General features: G+C 33.4%; 11 protein-coding genes. 4 read left to right on the top strand and 7 right to left on the bottom strand.

The window, feature by feature from the left end; genetic code table 11:
• Window positions 1-4 precede the first annotated feature (4 nt).
• The 5 genes from AC2H4K_RS07030 to AC2H4K_RS07010 all read right to left on the bottom strand — a co-directional run bounded on the left by AC2H4K_RS07030 (window position 5) and on the right by AC2H4K_RS07010 (window position 9,516).
• Window positions 5-847, bottom strand: a complete 843-nt coding sequence (locus AC2H4K_RS07030) for an alpha/beta hydrolase family protein (protein ID WP_281140845.1) — start codon at window positions 845-847, stop codon at window positions 5-7.
• Window positions 844-3,600 carry a PD-(D/E)XK nuclease family protein gene (locus tag AC2H4K_RS07025; protein WP_281140846.1) on the bottom strand — a complete coding sequence of 919 codons (2,757 nt, stop codon included), beginning with the start codon at window positions 3,598-3,600 and terminating at the stop codon, window positions 844-846. The genes AC2H4K_RS07030 and AC2H4K_RS07025 overlap by 4 nt, the downstream gene beginning before the upstream one ends.
• 63 nt (window positions 3,601-3,663) lie before the next feature.
• Window positions 3,664-5,028, bottom strand: coding sequence for an OmpA family protein (locus tag AC2H4K_RS07020; protein WP_281140847.1), 1,365 nt, complete (start codon window positions 5,026-5,028; stop codon window positions 3,664-3,666).
• A 123-nt stretch (window positions 5,029-5,151) separates the two neighbouring features.
• Window positions 5,152-6,345: a glycine C-acetyltransferase gene (gene kbl, locus AC2H4K_RS07015; protein ID WP_281140848.1), complete on the bottom strand. Its 1,194-nt coding sequence runs from the start codon at window positions 6,343-6,345 to the stop codon at window positions 5,152-5,154.
• A 39-nt stretch (window positions 6,346-6,384) separates the two neighbouring features.
• Window positions 6,385-9,516: a UvrD-helicase domain-containing protein gene (locus AC2H4K_RS07010; RefSeq protein WP_493743006.1), complete on the bottom strand. Its 3,132-nt coding sequence runs from the start codon at window positions 9,514-9,516 to the stop codon at window positions 6,385-6,387.
• A 114-nt stretch (window positions 9,517-9,630) separates the two neighbouring features.
• Between AC2H4K_RS07010 and AC2H4K_RS07005 the strand changes: the two genes are divergently transcribed.
• Window positions 9,631-10,239 (top strand): superoxide dismutase, encoded by a 609-nt coding sequence (locus AC2H4K_RS07005; RefSeq protein WP_281140850.1) that lies wholly within the window; start codon window positions 9,631-9,633, stop codon window positions 10,237-10,239.
• Between the two features lie 516 nt (window positions 10,240-10,755).
• On the opposite strand, the gene AC2H4K_RS07000 is transcribed toward AC2H4K_RS07005, so the two are convergent.
• Entirely contained in the window at window positions 10,756-12,654 is a 1,899-nt protein-coding gene (locus AC2H4K_RS07000) for an amidophosphoribosyltransferase (protein ID WP_281140851.1), read from the bottom strand.
• A gap of 87 nt (window positions 12,655-12,741) precedes the next feature.
• Window positions 12,742-13,668, bottom strand: a complete 927-nt coding sequence (locus AC2H4K_RS06995) for a PfkB family carbohydrate kinase (protein WP_281140852.1) — start codon at window positions 13,666-13,668, stop codon at window positions 12,742-12,744.
• A gap of 247 nt (window positions 13,669-13,915) precedes the next feature.
• Between AC2H4K_RS06995 and AC2H4K_RS06990 the strand changes: the two genes are divergently transcribed.
• The 3 genes from AC2H4K_RS06990 (at window position 13,916) to AC2H4K_RS06980 (ending at window position 20,909) form a co-directional block, all read left to right on the top strand.
• Window positions 13,916-15,784, top strand: coding sequence for a sensor histidine kinase (locus tag AC2H4K_RS06990; protein ID WP_493743005.1), 1,869 nt, complete (start codon window positions 13,916-13,918; stop codon window positions 15,782-15,784).
• 38 nt (window positions 15,785-15,822) lie between these two features.
• Entirely contained in the window at window positions 15,823-16,470 is a 648-nt protein-coding gene (locus AC2H4K_RS06985; RefSeq protein ID WP_281140854.1) for a response regulator, read from the top strand.
• A gap of 101 nt (window positions 16,471-16,571) precedes the next feature.
• The gene (locus AC2H4K_RS06980) at window positions 16,572-20,909 is read left to right on the top strand and encodes a T9SS type A sorting domain-containing protein (RefSeq protein WP_281140855.1); all 4,338 of its coding nucleotides are present in this window, start codon (window positions 16,572-16,574) and stop codon (window positions 20,907-20,909) included.
• The last annotated feature ends 14 nt before the right edge of the window (window positions 20,910-20,923 follow it).

Below are 20,923 nucleotides of genomic sequence, written 5' to 3'. Positions count from 1 at the left end.
ATTTTTAGGAATTTAAAAACGTAATGATTTCGGCAACAACTTTTTGTAATTCTATTGATAATTCATCCTTCTGCCATGGATGCGAAGTATTAAAAACATGATTGGCGCCTTCAATAATTTTTAATTGACTTTTGGGATTCCATCTGTGTAGAGCTTCTGATTCTTCCAATTTTACTGAGGTGTCATCAGAACCATGAATCACTAAATGAGGAATATTAATCGACTTTGTGGCTTTTCTAATATTTAGTCGTTCTTCATTGGCTTTAAAATCTTCAAAAAATTGAAAAAAGTGTGGCATTTCTTGTTTAGTTCTACCATTGATCACATATTTTACACCATCTTTCTGCCATTTTTCAATATCGCTTTCAGAACCAAAACGTGAAGCATAGTCACTAACGCTGGCTAAGGATACCAACTTTGATATTCTATGGTCTTCAGAAGCTTTTAAAATGGTAATGCCACCACCTCGACTATGTCCAATTAATGAAATCTCGTTGATGTTTACTTTAGAGTCATTTTTGAAATGTTTTTGAATCCAATCTAGAACATCATTTAAATCATCTAATTCTTTGGTATAGTTGTTATGACCAAAAGCCTCAAGATCTGGAAAATCTATTGGGTTTTCCATAGTGCCTCCGTTATGCGAAAAATTGAATTTCAAAAAACAAAAACCCTTATCAGTTATAGCTTTAGCCATTAAATCCCAAGCTCCCCAATCTTTAAAGCCTTTATAACCATGGCAAAAAATAACGATTGGCTGATTTGTGTTTTTCTGATTATGGAATAGGTCTAAAAGAATGGGTTTCTTGTTAGTTCTTTCCATAACTATGTTTTTCTCAATAATCATTGGTCTAGTTCTTTTTCTATGAAGTCAACATCTGGATTACAGATTTCTATAATTAGATTTTTCAATTCTGTTTCAAAATTTTGAAGCGTTTCTTGAGAGATGAGTTGATCTTTTGTTCTACTAAAAGGAGTTGGTTTTTTTCCAAATTTCAAAAAGCCTTCTCCAAGATTTTTAAAAGATATTATACCACCTTCAATCGGTAATTGAATCTTATTATTTTGATGCATCATATACGCATAGCATAACACTTGAAATGATTTGCTATACTTGTCGTAATCTGTTGTAAGGTCTTCCCAATCTACAATTTCAACTTTGTTTTGCTCAACTTTTCCAGATTTGTAATCGATCACTCTTGTGATGCCATTAAACTCGTCTATTCGGTCTACTTTTCCTGTTAATTTAACCGGAAAATTTAATTCGTCAATTTTAATTTGAACATTTTCATCAGCTTCAATAACTAGAATTTTAATTTGGTTTCCAGCCTTAAGAATTTCAATTTCTAAATTAATAAAGTTGGAAATGTATCTCTGTGCAATTTCGAATATGATAAGGTTTTTTCCTTTTGAAAAATCTCCTTGATTATAAATTAACTTGAAGTGTTTGGTAACCGTTTCTTTTGTTTTTTCTTTAAATGAGTTGAGGTCTTCAATTGTTAAAAATTTTCCTTCAAGAGGTTTATAAAAATCTTCAAGAGTGTTATGAATTACAGAACCTAATGTGTTTGCAGCAATGTTCTCTTCTACGTCTTCAAACTCTTTAATCCCTAAAACCTTTTCATAATAAAAGGCTATAGGATTTCTAATGTAATTGGTAAGAGATGATGGAGAAAAGCCTTTTGCAGACAGCGCTTTTAATTTCTCAATAACAGCATTGTTTTTTGCAATTTGTTTTAAGCTATTGTTTACAACAGGAACCGATGGCGAGGCAATTTTATGTTTTATGTTATGAATGCCTTCAATATCTAATTGCGTAATAAATCTACTTTTTTCACCTCCTTTTAGTGCATCAATTTCGGTATTGTAGAGTATGTAAACATTTTTTGCGCGCTGTAAAAGTCTATAAAAATGGTAGGTATATACAGCGTCTTTTTCTTTATAGGTTGGTAGGTTGTTTTCAACCTTTACATCAAAAGGAATAAAGGAATTATTTGTTTTTCCAGATGGCAAAATGCCTTCATTAACCGAACTTATAATGATGGTTTCAAAATCTAAAACACGAGATTCTAACATTCCCATAATTTGTAAACCTTCTAAGGGTTCTCCTTTAAAGTCTAAAGTTTCAGAACTTAGTAATTCTTTAAAAATGGTATGTAAGGTTGCAACAGTTTTTAAATGTTTGTACGTACTATTTAATTCAGTTAACTGATTAAATAATTGATTGAATCGGTAAAGGTATTCTAATTCAAGTTTATTGGAATTTTCAGTATAGTTTGCCTTCATCTTATAAATAAGATTTGAGCAATTTTTTAAAGCAATAAGTGCATTATCTACCCACGAATTGAATAAAAAACCTAGCAAATCAACGTGAAATTTAGCTAACTTTTTTAATTGTTCTGAATCTGCATAAACAATATTGTTTTTTTGAATATGGGCAATAATTTCATCAGCTGTGTTACGATTTTCATGCTGAAATAGTCCATGAATAGATGGGTGAGAAAGTATGGCAACAATATCTTTATAATAGAAGTTTTTAGGGTTGTGTTTATGAATCGAAAATAACTTTTCAAATAATGACGCAATTGGTGTAAACTTTAAAGGTAAACCCATAGTAACATTTAAAGCCTTAACACTTTCCGGAATTGAGTTAAGAACAGGTACTAAAAGATTTTCTTCTCCTAATATGACGGCTGTTTTAGTAAGATTTTCATTTGTTTGGCTAAGATGTTCTAAAAGCTGCCCAATATATTTTGCCTGTCCAACAAGTTTAGGAACACCAATGACCTCAATGTTTTTTTGTGCTTTGTAATGCGATGTTATCCAATTGAAAGAATGATTTTTAAAGTATTTCCATTGTGCTTTATGAACTCTTGTGAAAATCCCTGCATCATGTATGGGATCATTTATAAAAGTACTGTCAATATCCCAATAGATATTAGCTAAATCACTTTGTAGTAATCCTTGGATAATTTGTGATTCAGATTCATTGAGTGCATTAAAACCAAGAAAAATATGTTGTACTTCGCTATTGTTTTCAATGTAGATTTCTAGGTTATCTACAGCTTCTCTGTAAATTAAACCTTGATAACCTTGTTTGTTTTCAAGAAGGGTCTCGGTATAGGCTAAATAGTAATCTTTTAAACGCTTCCAGAACATAAGATGACGTTTTACGATATCAGTTTGCTCTTTTTCTACCGACCAATGATCTAGCTCTTTTATAGCACTTAAATAATCAAAAATCTTTTCTTGAGGGATTAAGTAACGATCTATTTCATTAAAGTCTTGAAGTAATATTTGTCCCCATTTAGAAAAACTGTCAAATGGTTCTAAATCTTTTTCACTTGTAGTTTTTTTGTAAACATCGAATAAAATGAAAAGTAGATCAGTATTGGGTATGTTTTTTAATCCAGATAATTCCTCTACAAATTCTTCTATACTCAGAATTTTTGGTGCAAAAACATGCTGTTGAATTATTTGGGATAGATGATGTTTTAAAAATACACCAGCACGTTTACTGGGAAGTATAAAAACAAAATCTTCAACGTTTTCATTTTTACGTTGAAGATCTAATAATACTGATTGTATAAAACTTACCATTATATAAAAATAAAAAACGCTCCGAAACTCGGAGCGTTTTTCAAAATATATTTTAGAAAGTTATTAGTTTGTTAACTTAACTTCTACACGTCTGTTTTCAGCTCTACCAGCTCTAGTTTTGTTAGTAGCGATAGGATTTTCTTCACCGTAACCTTTAGCTGTTAATCTTTCAGCTTTAATTCCATTAGCGATTAAGTAATCTCTAACAGCGTTAGCTCTTCTATCAGATAAAGCTTGGTTAGTAGATTTAGCACCTACACTATCAGTATGACCTTCGATAGCAAAATTTGCTTGAGGGTATTCTTTAAAGATAGCTACCATTGCTTGTAATACTTGGTCAGTTTCTTTTTGGAAAGAAGCTTTACCTGTATCGAATAAGATAGTTCTAGCGTAGCTATTTAAAGTTTCCATTACTTCTTGAGTAGGCTTAATTTCAGGACAACCATTGTTAGCAGCTGTACCAGCTTCGTTAGGACACTTATCGTCTTTATCTAAGATGCCATCACCATCAGTATCTGGCCAAGGACAACCGTTGTTAGCAGCAGGACCAGCTTCGTTAGGACAGTTATCATCACCGTCAGCAACACCGTCACCATCAGCATCTGGACAACCAGCTAAAGATTTTAAACCAGCAACATCTGGACATTTATCATCTTTATCAACAACACCGTCACCGTCAGAATCAGGACAACCGTTGAATTCAGCTAAACCTGGAGTGTTTGGACAGTCGTCTTTAGAATCCTGAATACCATCGTTATCAGAATCTGGACAACCGTTGAAGATCTCTAAACCAGCTTCTTCTGGACAAGCATCGTCCTGATCATAGATACCATCACCATCTGTGTCAGTTCCTCCAAACTTGAAAGTTAGACCTACTGAATGTTGGAAATGCTTTGATAAATAGTCTTCGAAAGAATGTTTGTAAGTAGACTGTACATTTATCCCTAATTTTTCACTTAACCAAAAATTAAGACCTAATGAACCATTTAAAGTACCAGCTCCAATATCATCAACCCAAGTATAACCACCACCAACGCCAAGATAAGGGTCAATGACTTCTGATCCAAGGATATTCATAAAGCTGTAAGACACTTTACCATCCAAACCGAAATAAGTTAAATCTTCTAATCTGTCATCACCAAACTTATCTATTTTATTCAAAGAACCAGTAGCGGTGAAAACAAATCCATCACTTAAATATCTTGAAACAGATAAGGTTGAAAGAGAAGGAAGTATATTCCAGTGATCTCCTGTGTTAAAGTATTCATCAAAATAACCTCCTTGTGGTGCATCTTCTCCAACAGGATAAAAATCAACTGCGTTAGCACCAATTGTTATAGCCCATGGATTGTTTTTGTCTTGAGCATTCGAAGTGCTGAAACTCATAAGAAGCACTACGACAAATAATAATCTGCTAAGATTTTTCATATTCAAATTAATTTTAATTTTAAGTGTTAATTGTTGTCAAAAGTAAGTTGTTAAATTTTACTAACAAAGACAAATATAATAAAATATTGTTACAAACCCTTACACAAAGCCGTTTGAACCATTTTAAATTATTTCTAATGTCTTTCCAACTTTAATAAAAGCAGAAATAGCTTTATCTAATTGTTCCTGAGTATGTGCCGCAGATAATTGTACGCGAATTCTGGCTTTGTCTCTCGGAACGACAGGAAAAAAGAAACCAATGACATAGACTCCTTCTTCTAAAAGCATGTTAGCCATAATTTGAGATAATTTGGCGTCATAAAGCATTACAGGAACAATTGCAGAATCACCATCAACAATATCAAAACCTGCTTCTTTCATTCCTCTTTTAAAATATTTTGTATTCCACTCGACTTTGTCCCTTAGGGCGGTGTCGTTTTTAAGCATATCAAAAACTTTAATAGAGGCACCAACAATAGCAGGAGCTAAAGAATTTGAAAACAAATAGGGTCTAGATCTTTGACGTAAAATCTCTATAATTTCTTTTTTTGCTGTAGTGTAACCTCCCATAGCACCACCAAGAGCTTTTCCTAAAGTTCCAGTGATAATATCAATTCTTCCTAAAACACCTTTTTCTTCAAGTGTACCAATTCCTGTTTCACCAATAAATCCTGCCGCATGACATTCATCTATCATAACCATAGCATCATATTTATCTGCTAAATCACAGATTTTATCTAATGGAGCCACTAAACCGTCCATTGAGAAAACACCATCTGTTACAATGATTTTATAACGTGCTCCGTTTTTGTTTGCAGCAATGAGTTGTTTTTCTAAATCTGCCATATCATTATTTTGGTAACGATATCGTGCAGCTTTACACAATCTAACACCATCAATAATTGAAGCATGATTTAAAGAATCTGAAATTATAGCATCTTCTTTTGAAAGTAAAGGTTCAAAAACACCACCATTAGCATCAAAAGCTGCCGCGTACAGAATAGTGTCTTCTGTACCATAAAAATCAGCAATTTTCTGTTCTAATTCTTTATGAATATCCTGAGTACCACAAATAAATCTTACTGAAGACATTCCGAAACCGTGAGAATCTAAAGTATCTTTAGCTGCTTGCACTACATCTGGATGAGATGATAATCCTAGGTAATTGTTAGCGCAAAAGTTAAGTACTTTTTGGCCTGTATTTAAAGTGATTTCTGCTCCTTGAGGTGAGGTTATTATACGCTCTTCCTTAAAAAGGCCAGCATCTTTAATAGACTCAATTTCTTGTTGTAAGTAATTTTTAATATCTCCGTACATAGTTTTTATATTAAGTTACACAAAGATACTAAGTGTATTTTAGACTTCAATGACATCAATCGTGTCATTTATATAGACCAATATTTTTTTGGTTACAGAGAGGTTCATTTGATTAAGAATTAGTTCATATCTCTCCAATTGTTTTGCATAACTAGGCTTATGTGCACCAGTTTTATAATCTATAATGACAACCTCTTTTTTTGAGTTAATATTCAAACGGTCTGGTCTTATTATTTCACCATAATTAGTCACAATATCTTGCTCCATGTAAATGATGTAGTCATCATTAAAATAGGTGCTTAATTTAGGGTGGTCAGTAACCTGAGAAACAAGTTCTTTTAAAGATTCTAGCTGTTCACTTTGAATATCACCAGACATCAACACCTCTTCCATGGCATAATCGATATCTTGGTTGGTTCTTACTTTGGACAAAATTAAATGCACAAGATTACCTCGCTCAATAGCTTTTTCTTGTTTAGTGTCCCACAATAGACCTTCTTTGGTGATTATTTTAAGATTATGATTTTCTTTTGGCACAGATATCAAAGGAATGGTATTTAAACTGTCTTTGGCTTCAGTTTTAAGTGAATTTTTTTCTGCCTTTCCAAAAGTATAAACGAGTTGATTGTCATTCCACAGATGTTCTTCTTTTAGATATGAAATAAACATCCCAGAAAAGGTGTTTTCTTTCACCACACCTTTAGTTGAAATATCTTTTTTTGAAATAATATAAAGCTGTTTTTCGGCCCTTGTCAAGGCAACATAAAGAAGATTAATGTTATCTAATTCTAATTTTGATTGTCTGTTTTGATAAATTTCTCTTCCCGCTTCACTGAATTTTTCAACATCCTTATTGTAGTTAATTAACAAAGTTTCAAAACCATTATAATCATCTTTATTTACTGGGAACCAAATTTTTGGATCTAACTCTCTATAGATGTCTAGTTCAGCAAATGGAAAAATAACAATAGGGAATTCTAGGCCTTTTGATTTATGAATAGTCATAATCTCAACAGCATTAGTATTGTTTGGGGACACGATACTTAATGCGACTTTCTTATTTTCAAAATAAGTAACAAAATCGACTAAATCAGAATTTCTCTTTTGCGTAAATTCTAAAACAATATCTAAATAAAACTGAACGTAAGCATCAGATTCCTTGTTAAGCTTAAAACGTCTCACCAAGTCTTCTACAAGTTCGTACAATGGCTGTTGAAGTAATTTTTCTTTATTTAAAAAGATGTTTAAATCTTTAAAGCCCTCAAGAAAGTTTGATAAGTCTCTTTTGAGATAGCTTTCAAAAAAAAGATGCTGATCTTCAACTTGATGTTGTTTAGCTAAAAAGGATAATAGCTCAATTTTAAGTTCATCATTATTCGGTTGAATTAAAAGCTTCAGGAAATTTGAAAGGAAATTAACCTTATCAGAATTTTTTAGCAAAAGTGTTTCAGAAGAGGTTATATGCACTCCTTTTTCGGTAAGATAATTGGCGATCTGAACACCTTCTTTTTTCTTTCTTACCAAAACACAAATATCGCTTAAGCTATAATTATTATCTAAGCAGTGATGTATAGTTTCTAAAGTTTGAGAAGCATAAAGTTCAGCGGCATCATCTTCCTTTTGAATATCCAAAAATTGAAGGTTAACATAGCCTTCGTAATCTGAATGCTTATTTTGACTTGAATTTTGATACAAGTCCGCATAATCATCAAGGCTAAAATAGCGTTCACTCAAAAATTTAAAAAACGAATTATTAAAACCAATAATCTCTTTTGAGCTTCTATAGTTGGTCTCTAATGCTAAGACATTAGGTTCAACATGAAAAGGGTTTACAGTTTTGTTATATAGATCAATAAACTGCTCAGCTTCACCGCCACGCCATCTATAAATTGCTTGTTTGGCGTCGCCAACCAACATTGTAGTGCCGTTTGCTGATGATAAAGCATTATCTAATAAAGGCACCAAGTTTTGCCATTGTAAAGTTGAAGTGTCTTGAAACTCATCAATAAAATAATGTTTGAACTTTTCTCCCAAGCGTTCGTAAATAAATGGTGTGGGTTGGTTTTTTATTTCATTGCTAATGATTTTATTAAATTCTGAAATAAGCATTTTATTTTGCTCTTCTTTTAAGGCGTCTAATTCCTTTTGAATGGCATTTAAAACTGAAAGCGGTGTAATATTTCTGTAGGCAGCTTTCTTAAATTTCACCTCGTAAATCAGAGCTTTAGTTTTTGTAAAAGCATCGGATAAATTTGGTTGAATACTCTCAATAGTTGAAGCGATAAACTCAGTAACACGTTTTGGGTAGAGTACATTCCCTTCTATTAAATCTGTTTGCCAGTTAGAGTCGAAACTTACATTATAATCTTTTCGTTGTAGTTTTTCAAAATGATTTGGTAAAGATTTACGGTTAAAATCGTCGTATTGTAAACCACATTCGTTTATTAAATTCAATGTGACTTCAGCAGTTTCCACAATGAGATTTTCAATTGTTTTTATCTGACTAACAAGCTGCTTTTTTAAGGCTTTAAAATCTTCTAGTGATTTGTTTTTTAGCGTGTTTAATGCGGTTATGTCATTTTCGTTAACAAGTAGCTTTGCTATTTTATTAAAATCATAACTAATATCCCAACTTTTATCATCATCGGCTTTTTCAATAGCAAAATCTACCAACAGATTTGTTAAGTTTTCATCACTTCCTGCCCTAGAAATTAAGCGATCTACAGCTTCGTTAAGTAGTTGATCTTGGTCTAATTCAACTTCAAAATTTATGGGTAAATTAAGGTCGTAAGCAAATGTTCGGATGATTCTGTGTGTAAAGCCATCAATCGTAGAAACATCAAAACCACCATAATTGTGAACAATATGTGTTAAGATTAGTTTGGATTTGTTGTGAAGTTTTTCTGGAGAAATAGAAAGTTCATTACAGATAGCCTCAAACATTGGGTGAGGTTTGGTTAAACTTTTCTCAGATGAAAACAGTTTTAGCATATCTATAATGCGCGCTTTCATTTCACCAACCGCTTTATTAGTAAACGTAATGGCTAGTATGGTCTTAAAGCGATCTAAATTATTGGATTGCACCAATATTTTTAGATATGATTTGGTTAGTGTAAATGTTTTCCCACTACCAGCTGAAGCGTTATATATCTTATATGTTGACTCTTTCAAAAGATAAATTTTATACCAAAATAGGGAATCTTAATAATTTATTTAGAACTTCTTAATGTCAAAGTTGTAAATTTGTTAAGAATCGAAATATTAACAAAAAAATCAAAAAATATTATGGCTTTTGAATTACCAAAATTAAAATATGCATATGATGCTTTAGAACCAAATATTGATGCTCGTACAATGGAGATACATCATTCAAAGCACCATAACGGATACACAACAAAACTAAATGCTGCAATTGAAGGAACAGATTTAGAAGGAAAAACAATAGAAAATATCCTTATCAATTTAGATATGGATAATGCTGCTGTTAGAAATAATGGTGGTGGATTTTATAACCACTCATTATTTTGGGAAGTAATGAACCCTGAAGGAAAAGGGCGTTTATCAGGAGAATTAAAAGATGCTATTGAAGCTGAATTTGGTTCTTTTGATGCTTTTAAAGATGCATTTTCTAAAGCGGCAGCTACACAATTTGGTTCTGGATGGGCTTGGTTATGTGTACACGAAGGTGGTAAAGTAGAAGTTTGTTCTACTCCAAACCAAGATAACCCATTAATGCCAGGCGTAAGTTGTGGCGGAACACCTATATTAGGTTTAGACGTTTGGGAGCATGCTTATTACTTAAACTACCAAAACAGAAGACCAGATTATATTGAAGCTTTCTTTAATGTAATTAACTGGAATGAAGTTGAGCGTCGTTATGCAGAAGCAAAATAATATTTGATAATTTTTATTATCTTAATAAAAAATCCAAAGCATTTGCTTTGGATTTTTTTATGTGTATATGTAAGAAAATAAAGGTCTTACGAAGTTTTTAAAATGAAAAAGGTGAACGAGAGTGTTCACCTTTTTGCCCCAAATCTACCATAAACTTAACCTACTTATGTTATGGTGAGTCAAATATAAGTTGACATTAATTTAACTATTAAATTTTTTGGACAAACGACCTATATATTAGTCTAAGAGTGGAAAGCGTAATGTTTTACAATACTTTGAGTCGAAACAAAACTCAATAATAAGATTACTTAAAGTGATACTTTAAATTCAAGGAATAAAAAAAGGTGAACAGTGTTCACCTTTTTTTGCCCCAAATCTACCATGAACTTAACCTACTTATGTTATGGTGATACCAATGTAGATTTTATTTGATAAAAAGTTGCAAATATTGGATGAAATACCTTTTTCTTCGGCAAAACACCTTTTTTTCGGATAAAAAGCTTTTTTTGTTAATAACTAATAAGCACGTTCTTTGTTTCCTTCATAGAAATTAATAAAGGCTCTATTCACAACTCTGTTACCTCCAGCTGTTGGATAATTCCCTGTGAAATACCAATCTCCTAAATTTTTAGGGCAGGCTTTATGAAGATTTTCAACCGGTTGAAAAATTATTTTAACCTCTGCTTTCACTTCATCATCACTAAGCAATTCTGAGATTTTATCTGAAATCTCCTCGTTGGTGAACTTGTCATAGATTTCTTTCACATAGTTAATGACTTTTTTATCCTTAAGGTTAACCTGAGAAAGACACTTTTTATAAACGTCGTCAACAATACTATAAAGTCCTCGTTCCTTTAATAGTTCTAATGCAGCTCTAAAGGCAACTAAACTTTCAAGATTGGCCATATCTATACCATAACAATCAGGATATCTAATTTGTGGAGCCGAAGAAACCACAACTATTTTTTTAGGGTTTAGTCTATCCATCATTTTGATGATACTCTTTTTAAGCGTTGTACCACGTACAATACTATCATCAATAATAACTAAATTGTCAGTTGGTTTTATAACACCATAGGTTACATCATAGACGTGAGCTACTAAATCATCTCTACTGCTGTCTTCAGTGATAAATGTTCTTAGTTTGGCATCTTTAATAGCTATTTTTTCAATTCTCGGACGTTCAGATAGTATTTCTGTGACGCGCTCTGCGGACAACTTACCATTACCATCTAAAATAGATTGAGTTTTTTTCTGATTAAGATGTTCTTCAACGGTATCAATCATTCCAAAGAATGATGTTTCTGCTGTGTTTGGTATGAATGAAAAAACAGTATTTTCTGTATCGTTATCTATAGCTTCAAGAACTTTTGGCATTAATAATCTACCCAGTTCTTTTCGTTCTTCATAAATTTCGGCATCACTTCCTCTAGAGAAATAAATACGTTCAAAAGAACAAGCTTTTCGCTCTAAAGGTTCAAGTATTTTCTTGATTTGGATTTCACCAGACTTTTTAGTGATGATAGCATGTCCTGGATCTAACTCTATAACGTCTTCAAAAGGTACATTAAACACGGTTTGAATAACTGGTCTTTCTGATGCTACCACAACAACTTCATCATCTTTGTAATAATAAGCTGGACGAATTCCTGCAGGATCTCTAAGTACAAAAGAATCACCATGACCTAAAAGACCTGCCATAGCATAACCTCCATCCCAGTTTTTAGCAGCACGCTTCAGGATTTTTCCAACTTTTAGGCGTTCTGCAATAAGTGGAGAACATTCTCTTTTGTTATAGCCTTCTTTTTTAAGGTCTTTATATACTTTACTTACAGCATCATCCAAAAAGTGACCTATTTTTTCCATAACGGTAATAGTATCGGCTTTTTCTTTAGGATGCTGACCAATATCAACTAAATTATCAAAGAGCTCGTTAACGTTGGTCATGTTAAAGTTACCAGCTACAATTAAATTTCTATGCATCCAGTTGTTTTGTCTTAGGAAAGGGTGTACACTTTCTACACTATTTTTCCCGAAAGTTCCATAACGAACATGTCCAAGTAAAAGCTCACCTACGTAAGGAATGTATCTTTTTTGAAGCTCAACATTGTCTTGGTATTCAGGATGTTTTGTGAGCTCTAAATTAATACGTTGGTTAATTTGGGCAAAAATATCTTGTATAGGTTGCTGAGCGATAGATCTTACTCTACTGATATAGCGTTCACCTGGATGTGTATCTAATTTTATACTTGCAAAACCAGCACCATCTTGTCCACGGTTGTGCTGTTTTTCCATCATTAAATACATTTTGTTTACACCATAGAAAGCACTACCGTATTTTTCCTTGTAGTATTCTAAAGGTTTCAAAAGTCTAATAAGTGCTATACCACACTCATGTTTTAAAGCGTCACTCATACCTATGTAATCTGCTATTAATATATAAATATCTGCTTTACTGGTGTAAGCAGAATAAAAAACGCGCTCAGTTTAGAGCGCGTTTGTTTATGTTAATTCTATTTCAAATTGTGTTAGACTCTTAAATTGGTCTAATCGTTTGTAAATTTCTTCGTCATTAAGATTCAGCATGCGTTCTGTGCCAAATTTTTCTACACAAAATGAGGCTAACGTAGATCCGTAAATAACTGCTGTTTTCATATTCTCGAAAGAATAATCTCCTGTCTTGGCTAAATAGCCTGCAAATCCGCCTGCAAAAGTATCACCAGCTCCAGTTGGATCAAAAACCTCTTCTAATGGTAAAGCAGGAGCAAAGAATACATTACCATTATGAAATAATAATGCACCATGCTCACCTTTTTTAATAACGACAAACTTAGGTCCCATTTCATGAATTTTTCTAGCGGCAACAACTAAAGAGTATTCTCCTGTTAATTGTCTAGCTTCTTCATCGTTTATGGTGATAACATCAATTTTTGCAATGGTTTTGTGCAAGTCTTCAAGCGCACAGTCCATCCAAAAATTCATAGTATCTAAAATAACCAGTTTTGGTTTTTCAGTCATTTGATTTAGGACACTCATCTGTGTTAAAGGATGAAGGTTTCCTAACATTACCACTTCAGCATCTTTGTAATTTTCAGGAACTACAGGTTCAAAATCAGCTAAAACATTTAATTCTGTTGCTAAAGTATCACGAGAGTTCATATCATTATGGTATTTACCACTCCAAAAGAATGTTTTACCATCTTTTACGATTTCAACACCAGAAACATCGATGTTTCTATCAGTCATTAAATCCAAGTATTCTTGAGGAAAATCACCACCAACCACAGAAACTACAGCCGAATCTACATTAAAGTTTGAGGCTGCAAGACCTATAAAAGTACCTGCTCCTCCAAGGATTTTATCAGTTTTACCAAATGGAGTTTCAATAGCATCAAAAGCTACAGTACCCACAATTACTAATTTGCTCATAAAGCGTTTTGAAAATTTGTTGCAAATATACAGTTTTTAGTTGCTAAAAAACGAATTAAATTTTGTGATTAGGCGTGGTTTTGTGAGTAAATCTAGTTCTTCAAAAAGTAAAGATGACGTATCTTTATAGCTTTTATCAACAGCTTTTATGAGATTTAGTTATTCTATTTTTTTATTGTCTTTGTTGCTAGTTAGTTACAGTTCTGTGGCAAGGTCACAGAATATAACAAGTAATGCAACCAAACGATTGATAGAGCTAGACAGCTTGTGCGATAGTCAGTTAAAAAACGATTCTCTGCTAAAGGAAACAATAACATTGGCTAAACAATTAAAAAAGTACGACATTGCTGTTAAGCAAAGCGCTAATCTTATCCGTTTTTTTAATTATGAAACCAATACAAAGCACCAAGGTAAATTAGTAATTTCCGAAACAAAACCTTTATTACCCTATGTTAATGATAAGGAATTGGTAGGTAAATATTTCTTTGAAGTTGCAGATTTGCACTACTATTTAGGTGAATTTGAAGCTTCATTAGAGAATTACGATAGCGCTTTTTATTATGCCAATAATAGAAGCACGTCTTTACAAGGGCTTTCAAAATTTGGAAAAGGTATTGTGTATGTTGATAAAGGTGAATTCGGAAAAGCATCTTTGGCTCTACAAGAAGCTATAGCATATTTTCAAGCAGATAAGGATACTTTAAATTGGATTAATGCCAAAAATTCTATGACCATCTTATATGGAAAAAATGAATTTTATAATGATGAAACAACAGAGCGAAAAGAGCTTATAGATTTAGCATTAAAATATAAAAACTACCCTAGCTTACCCAGCGTTTACTATAATGCGGCGGCTAGTGCCAATAAGAAGGGGAATCAAAAACTGAGGATAAATTATTTAAAAGAAGCTTTGGAGGTTAATAAAGATTCTGACTACAAAGAGTTTTTTTTACCAATTTTAAAAGCCGGTTTAGTATCAGCATATGCCGATAATGATAGCTTGGCAAAAGCCGAAGAACTTCTAGGTGATATTGAGAAAAATTCTAATGACATTTCTGGTTACAATGAATCGTTCTATATAGATGCTAAAATGCGATTAGCTTTTATGAAAAAAGAATACTTAGAAGCTAAAAACTATGCCGAACGCTATTTATTGCTCAAAAAACAGAGTCAAGAATTTGAAGAAATACAACAAGCGGAAAGATTTCTATCCAAAATCTATAAAAGGACAGGAAACTCTGAAAAGGCCTTAGAACATTTTGAAAATTATACAGCTTTAAAAGATTCTATCTTAGGTGTTCAGAGAGCTAGAATTCTAAGTTATTATCAAACATTATATGAAACCGAAAAACGCGATTTAAAAATACAAGCACAACAAAGTGATATTGATCTTCTAGCAACAAAAAACAAGCTAAAAACACAATGGTTGTTATTTGGCGGACTAAGTCTAGTAGGTTTATTTGCTTTTATATCTATACTAAGATCTCGCAGTTTTGCCAAAAAAGAACAGAAACTACAAGAAGAGTTAACGCAAAACATTATTGCATCTCAAGAAGAAGAACGAAATAGAGTTGCCATGGAGCTTCATGATAGCGTAGGTCAGCAGCTCATTTTATTAAGCAGAAAAGCACAAAATTTAAATGATGAAGCTCTAAAAGAGCTCACCAAACAAACCTTAGCAGATGTCAGGTCTATTTCCCATGGATTGTTTCCTGTTGTACTAAAACGACTAGGTTTTTCGGCAGCCGTTCAGGATATGGTCAATAATTTAGATGAAGAATCTGATGTTTTTTTCACCACAGAAATAGATCCTGTAGATGAATCTCTAACAGAAGATAAAGCATTGCATTTATATAGAATCATTCAAGAGTCTCTAAACAACATTGTAAAACATTCAGAAGCTAAAGCTGTTTCAGTAGAAATTTTTAAAAATGAACAAGAAAAAGTTGTGCTTAAAATAAAAGACAATGGTAAAGGTTTTGACTTTAATGAAAAATCTCAAAAAAGTAAAAGTCTAGGTATCAAATCCATACAAGAGCGATGTAAAATCATTTGTGCAAATCTTAAAATTACCACTGCTATTAATGAAGGAACCGAAACAAAAATAGTAGCATAAACTATAGCTTTTAAGTATTTTTGTTGAAATATACTTACATGACTAAAGCCAATATTTCTATCGTTATTGTTGATGATCATCCTGTGATGCTAAAAGGACTTCAACAGGAGCTAGAACATGTGGGTTATCAGGTTTTAGCAACAGCAACTAACGGAGCTTCGGCTATAGAAGTCATCACAACAAATCACCCAGATATTGCTATCCTAGATATTGAAATGCCATTTCTTAATGGTTTTGAAGTTGTAAAGCGTTTAAAAGCGTTAGATTTAAATACGCGTTATATCATTATGTCTTACCATAAAGAGAAAGGCTTTATTGTGCAAGCCAAAAAGGTAGGAGTCAATGGCTATTTATTAAAAGAAGACAGTATTCAAGATATAGAAAAATGTATTGAAGAAATTGTAAAGGGCAATACATTTTACAGTAGTTCTTTTACAGATGATTTTGAAAAAACTGCTAGCGAAGAGTTGAGAAAAATTGCATTATTAACACCTTCTGAAAGAACAATACTAAGGCTCATAGCACAAGAAAGAACCTCTATAGAAATCTGTGAGGTATTAAGTATATCAAAACGAACCGTTGAAAAACACAGATCTAATATCATAGCGAAGTTAGAACTAGATTCCTCTGCAAATACATTAATAAATTGGGTTCAATTTCATAAAGAATTAGTGTTATCTCTATAGTTTAAGTAGTACGTACCCTACGTAATATCTGCATTTACTACGTATTTTATTAGGGCTTTTTCATCTCTACTTTTGTGGCGATTCAACTTAACCTATCAGCCATGAAAAAAAATACTTTAATTTTTTCGTTTTTTCTATTCACCCTATTGGGTTTTTCACAAACTGAAACATTAACACCTAATGGGGATTTAACGAGTAATGATATTACCTATATTAATTTTACAGACCCTAATCCAAGAACAAGATCTCTGGCTTCAGGATTTCTTCCTTTATTAAGTAGCGGCGCAACAGAAGTGCATTTTGCTTTAAAAGGAGGAGATGGAGGATCAGCTACTTGGGATGGAGCATTTGTAGATTTAGGTGCAAATGGTGGGCAAGGAGCAACATTATATTTTACGTTACCAATTACTTCTGAAAATGAAGGGCAACTAATTACCTTTTATCAGGGCAAACATGGAGAGAGCTACTCACACGGCTTATTAGCTAGTGGTGGCGGTGGAGGCTCTACAGGTGTTAGGATTGGTAATAATGTTATAGCAGTAGCCTCAGGCGGTGGCGGTGGGTGTGCTACTGAACTAGTACAATCTGCAGGATTAGGTGCAGGTGAGTCTTCTAATGAGGGGATTGAACTCTACTGTATTAGTGGGAATGGTTATACAAATATATCTGGTTATGGTCGTTTTACTTCGATCGATGATGTTATGTCCATGTCTGATGGTAGTACAACTCACTATTACATAGGAAATGGAGGTGGAGGTGGCTTAAATGCTAATTATGGTACAATTTATTATAACACTCATGTAAACTATGAGAGTACCCAAGGAAAGGCTTTTGCTGAAGGAGGTTTTGGCGGTTATAATATTACTGATACTTATATGAGGGGTGAAAATTGTGATTATTTATCGACAAATCCATTTATTATAAATGGCTGTAATAGTATAACAGGTACAGATGCTAGTGCTGGTGGTGCCGGATTTAGTGGTGGTGGTGCAGGAGGTGTCTGGTATGATGGTCTTTCTACAGGTACTGTTTGTGGCGGCACTAATAGATTTGCAGGTGGCGGTGGTGGTGCAGGCTATGGCGGTGGCGGTGGCGGTGGAAATCATTCTGGCGGTGGAGGTGGACAATCCTATGCGCATCCAAATATGCTTAATGATTTTGTTATTAGTGGTACTACAACAGATTCGCCTGAAAATGGTTATGTGTCTTACCAGGTCATTTATGATGACCAGAACCCTAATGCGGTTTGCCAAGACACAAGTGTGACACTCGGTTATGAAAATTATTATACAGGAATAGCTGGGCAGATTAACTTAGGTCAAGGTATTCATGGGCAGTCTTCAATAAATATTAGTGATATTGACGGTGGCTCAACCGATAATACGGCTATATCTAGTATTTCTGCTTCTCAATTAGAATTTACTTGTGATGACTTAGGAGATACTGAGGTTATACTTACTGTTACAGATCCTATGGGATTAACAGACACTTGTACAGCAACGGTTACAGTTATTGATGACCATGCGCCTGGACTTACTTGGGAGTCACACAGTTTAATTTCTTCCCCAACTTTTGGGCTTATCGACTTAGGAAATAGTTCGTCTATGACTATCAATCCGCCTACGCTTACATTTGTAGATAATTGCGCCGTTTATAGTCCAAGTATTCAACAAGCAGATTCTTTTACCGTAACTTGTAGTGACATAGGACAAACAATTATAAAAGAAGTTAGAGCTTCTGATACTTCAGGAAATGAGCGTATTTTTTATCTCAACTATACCATTGCAGCCACACCAACCGCTTTTGGACATGATATTACTAGATGGTTAGACAACACAGGGCAAGTTACCATAACACCACAAGATGTTATAGACACAGGTACTTTTAGTGATTGCTTTACATACAGCCTTGATAAAACAACGTTTAGTTGTCAAGATGTCGGTGAGAATGCGGTTACCTTAACAGTTACAAATACGCTTACTAACCAATCAGACAGTATTACTGTTGTGGTAACTATAGAACCTTTTTCATCTTTTTTAACCACGCTTTACGTAGATGCTAATTCACCAACCGAAACAGGTAATGGCTATTCTTGGAATGAGGCTTTTAGAAGTTTAGAAGAAGCTTTAGAAATACAAAAATGTAGGGTTATAGATGAAATAAAAGTCGCTTCAGGGACTTATTACCCTAGTACAAGTAGAGATTGTGATAACTGCTCGTCAGAACGCGAGTACTACTTTTTAATGAACACCGATTTTGAATTAAGAGGTAGCTACAATCCTGCAACAGGAGAGCAAGATTACAACAATCCTTCTATTTTAAATGGTGATTTAGGTGTCATTGGAGACATGACAGATAATGCGTTTCATGTATTTATGACACAAGGATTAAGCGATCAAGCCATTATAGATGGTTTTGTAATTCAAAACGGAAACGCAAACGGAAATACCAACATTACTGTGGCATCTTTTTCAAACCCACCTTATCAAGGCAATGGTGGAGGTATTTATAATGATATGTCTAATGCCATTTTTAGTAATGTCTTTCTGTATAACAACTCGGCCAATAATGGTGGTGGCGGGATGATTAATTTATATGAGTCACCACAGTTAATTAATATGGTGTTTGCTAATAACCATTCTAATACTAATGGTGGCGGACTTTATAATTATTTTTCTGGTCCAACTATTATAAACAATACCATTTACGGTAATACAGCCATACAAGGTGGTGGTGTTTACAATGACCATAATGTTACTGAAAGTATTGTTCCAACATTATATAACACGGTGTTGTATAATAATGGTTCTGATATAACAAACTACTTAACCATTATAAGTGCTAATAGTTCTCATAATTATTCTGAAAATTATACAGATAATGGTTTTGTTGCTCTTACAGTAAATCCGTTTATAGATGCTTTCAATTTTATAGGAGATGATTTCATTCCTGGAACTATGGATGACGGCTTATTACCAAGTCTTAATAGTCCATTAATAAACGCTGGTGACAATACATACAACACATTAACTACAGATATTACAGGAAATGATAGGATTAATGAAGGGATTATAGATATTGGTGCTTACGAATACAACAGTTGCTTTACATATGCATCAGGTGTGATTTTTGTAGATGTAAACGCTTCGGGAGCTAATAATGGATCTAGTTGGACTGATGCTTTTATTTCTTTAGATGATGCGCTTATAGAGGCTAAAGGCTGTAATAATGTTTCAGAAATACGTGTGGCTGGCGGAACCTACACACCAAATTCATCTAGAGCATGTACTAATTGTAGTACAGCTAGAGAAACCTATTTTTTAATAGACCAAGATATCATTATTAAAGGAGGTTATAATCCTGTAACCGAAATATTTGACGTCAATACGCCTACCATTTTAAGTGGTGATATAGGTGCCAGCTCAAATTCCGACAACACACACCATGTGCTTATTACCCAAAATCTAACAGCAAATGCGGTTATTGATGGCTTTATTATTAATGATGGCAATGCCAATGTAACAGGAAATAATTTTATAAATGCAGTACCGCTATTAAAAAATTATGGAGGAGGTATTTATAACATAAACTCTAGCCCAACCTATCAAAATATTGTTGTTTCTAACAATGCATCATCTTTTGCAGGTGGTGGTGTTTATAATCAAAATAACTCTCAGGCAACATTTATCAACGCAATTATTACAGGTAATACTTCGAGTTCTGGAGGTGGAATGCATAATACCCAATCTAGCCCAACGCTTATAAATCTTACTGTTGTTGGTAACTCGGCGCCAAGTGGAGGTGGTGGTATATTCAATTTTACGTCAGCTTCCCCTTTAATATATAATTCTGTCTTTTATAATAATGGTATAGATATTACCAACTTTAATGGCTCTGTAAACGGTAACAGTTCTCATAACTTTTCAGCTACTTATGGAGGTGTTGGTTTTACGGTTCTAAATGCTAATCCATTTGTAGATTCTGGTGATGCCATAGGTTATGACGGCTTATGGAAAACTGAAGACGATGGACTTATTCAAACACCAGATGCTATTTTAATAGATGCTGGAAATTCAAACTTTAATCCATTGGGTTTGGATATTAAAGGCGATAATAGATTTTTAGGAAATGCTATTGATGTAGGTGCTTATGAAATTGAAGGCAGTACATTAAACTTAGATGACAATCTTTTCAGCAACGCCAACATTTCCGTATTTCCAAATCCAGCTGAAAGTATCATTACCATAAAAAATGATACCCGTCAGAAAATAGAAACCTTCGAGCTTTATGATCTTACAGGAAGATTAATTAAAACCATTCGTTTTGGCGAAAACCAAGAATCATATACGGTAGATTTATCAGAAATAAACCAAAGTACATACATGGTAATTATTACTTCCAAAAACTTCAAAGTGACTAAAGTGTTAATTAAAAAATAAACTAAAGTCTTCAT

Source organism: Winogradskyella sp. 266wxhm (assembly GCF_058964685.1).
Note: the sequence above shows the minus strand (reverse complement) of the source record. Positions and strands in the feature narration are given on the sequence as shown.

Bases quoted from the DNA above. Each gene is read 5' to 3' on its own strand.
- AC2H4K_RS07030 (WP_281140845.1), bottom strand. From the start codon at position 847: ATGATTATTGAGAAAAACATAGTTATGGAAAGAACTAACAAGAAACCC.
- AC2H4K_RS07025 (WP_281140846.1), bottom strand. From the start codon at position 3,600: ATGGTAAGTTTTATACAATCAGTATTATTAGATCTTCAACGTAAAAAT.
- AC2H4K_RS07020 (WP_281140847.1), bottom strand. From the start codon at position 5,028: ATGAAAAATCTTAGCAGATTATTATTTGTCGTAGTGCTTCTTATGAGT.
- kbl (WP_281140848.1), bottom strand. From the start codon at position 6,345: ATGTACGGAGATATTAAAAATTACTTACAACAAGAAATTGAGTCTATT.
- AC2H4K_RS07005 (WP_281140850.1), top strand. From the start codon at position 9,631: ATGGCTTTTGAATTACCAAAATTAAAATATGCATATGATGCTTTAGAA.
- AC2H4K_RS07000 (WP_281140851.1), bottom strand. From the start codon at position 12,654: ATGAGTGACGCTTTAAAACATGAGTGTGGTATAGCACTTATTAGACTT.
- AC2H4K_RS06995 (WP_281140852.1), bottom strand. From the start codon at position 13,668: ATGAGCAAATTAGTAATTGTGGGTACTGTAGCTTTTGATGCTATTGAA.
- AC2H4K_RS06985 (WP_281140854.1), top strand. From the start codon at position 15,823: ATGACTAAAGCCAATATTTCTATCGTTATTGTTGATGATCATCCTGTG.
- AC2H4K_RS06980 (WP_281140855.1), top strand. From the start codon at position 16,572: ATGAAAAAAAATACTTTAATTTTTTCGTTTTTTCTATTCACCCTATTG.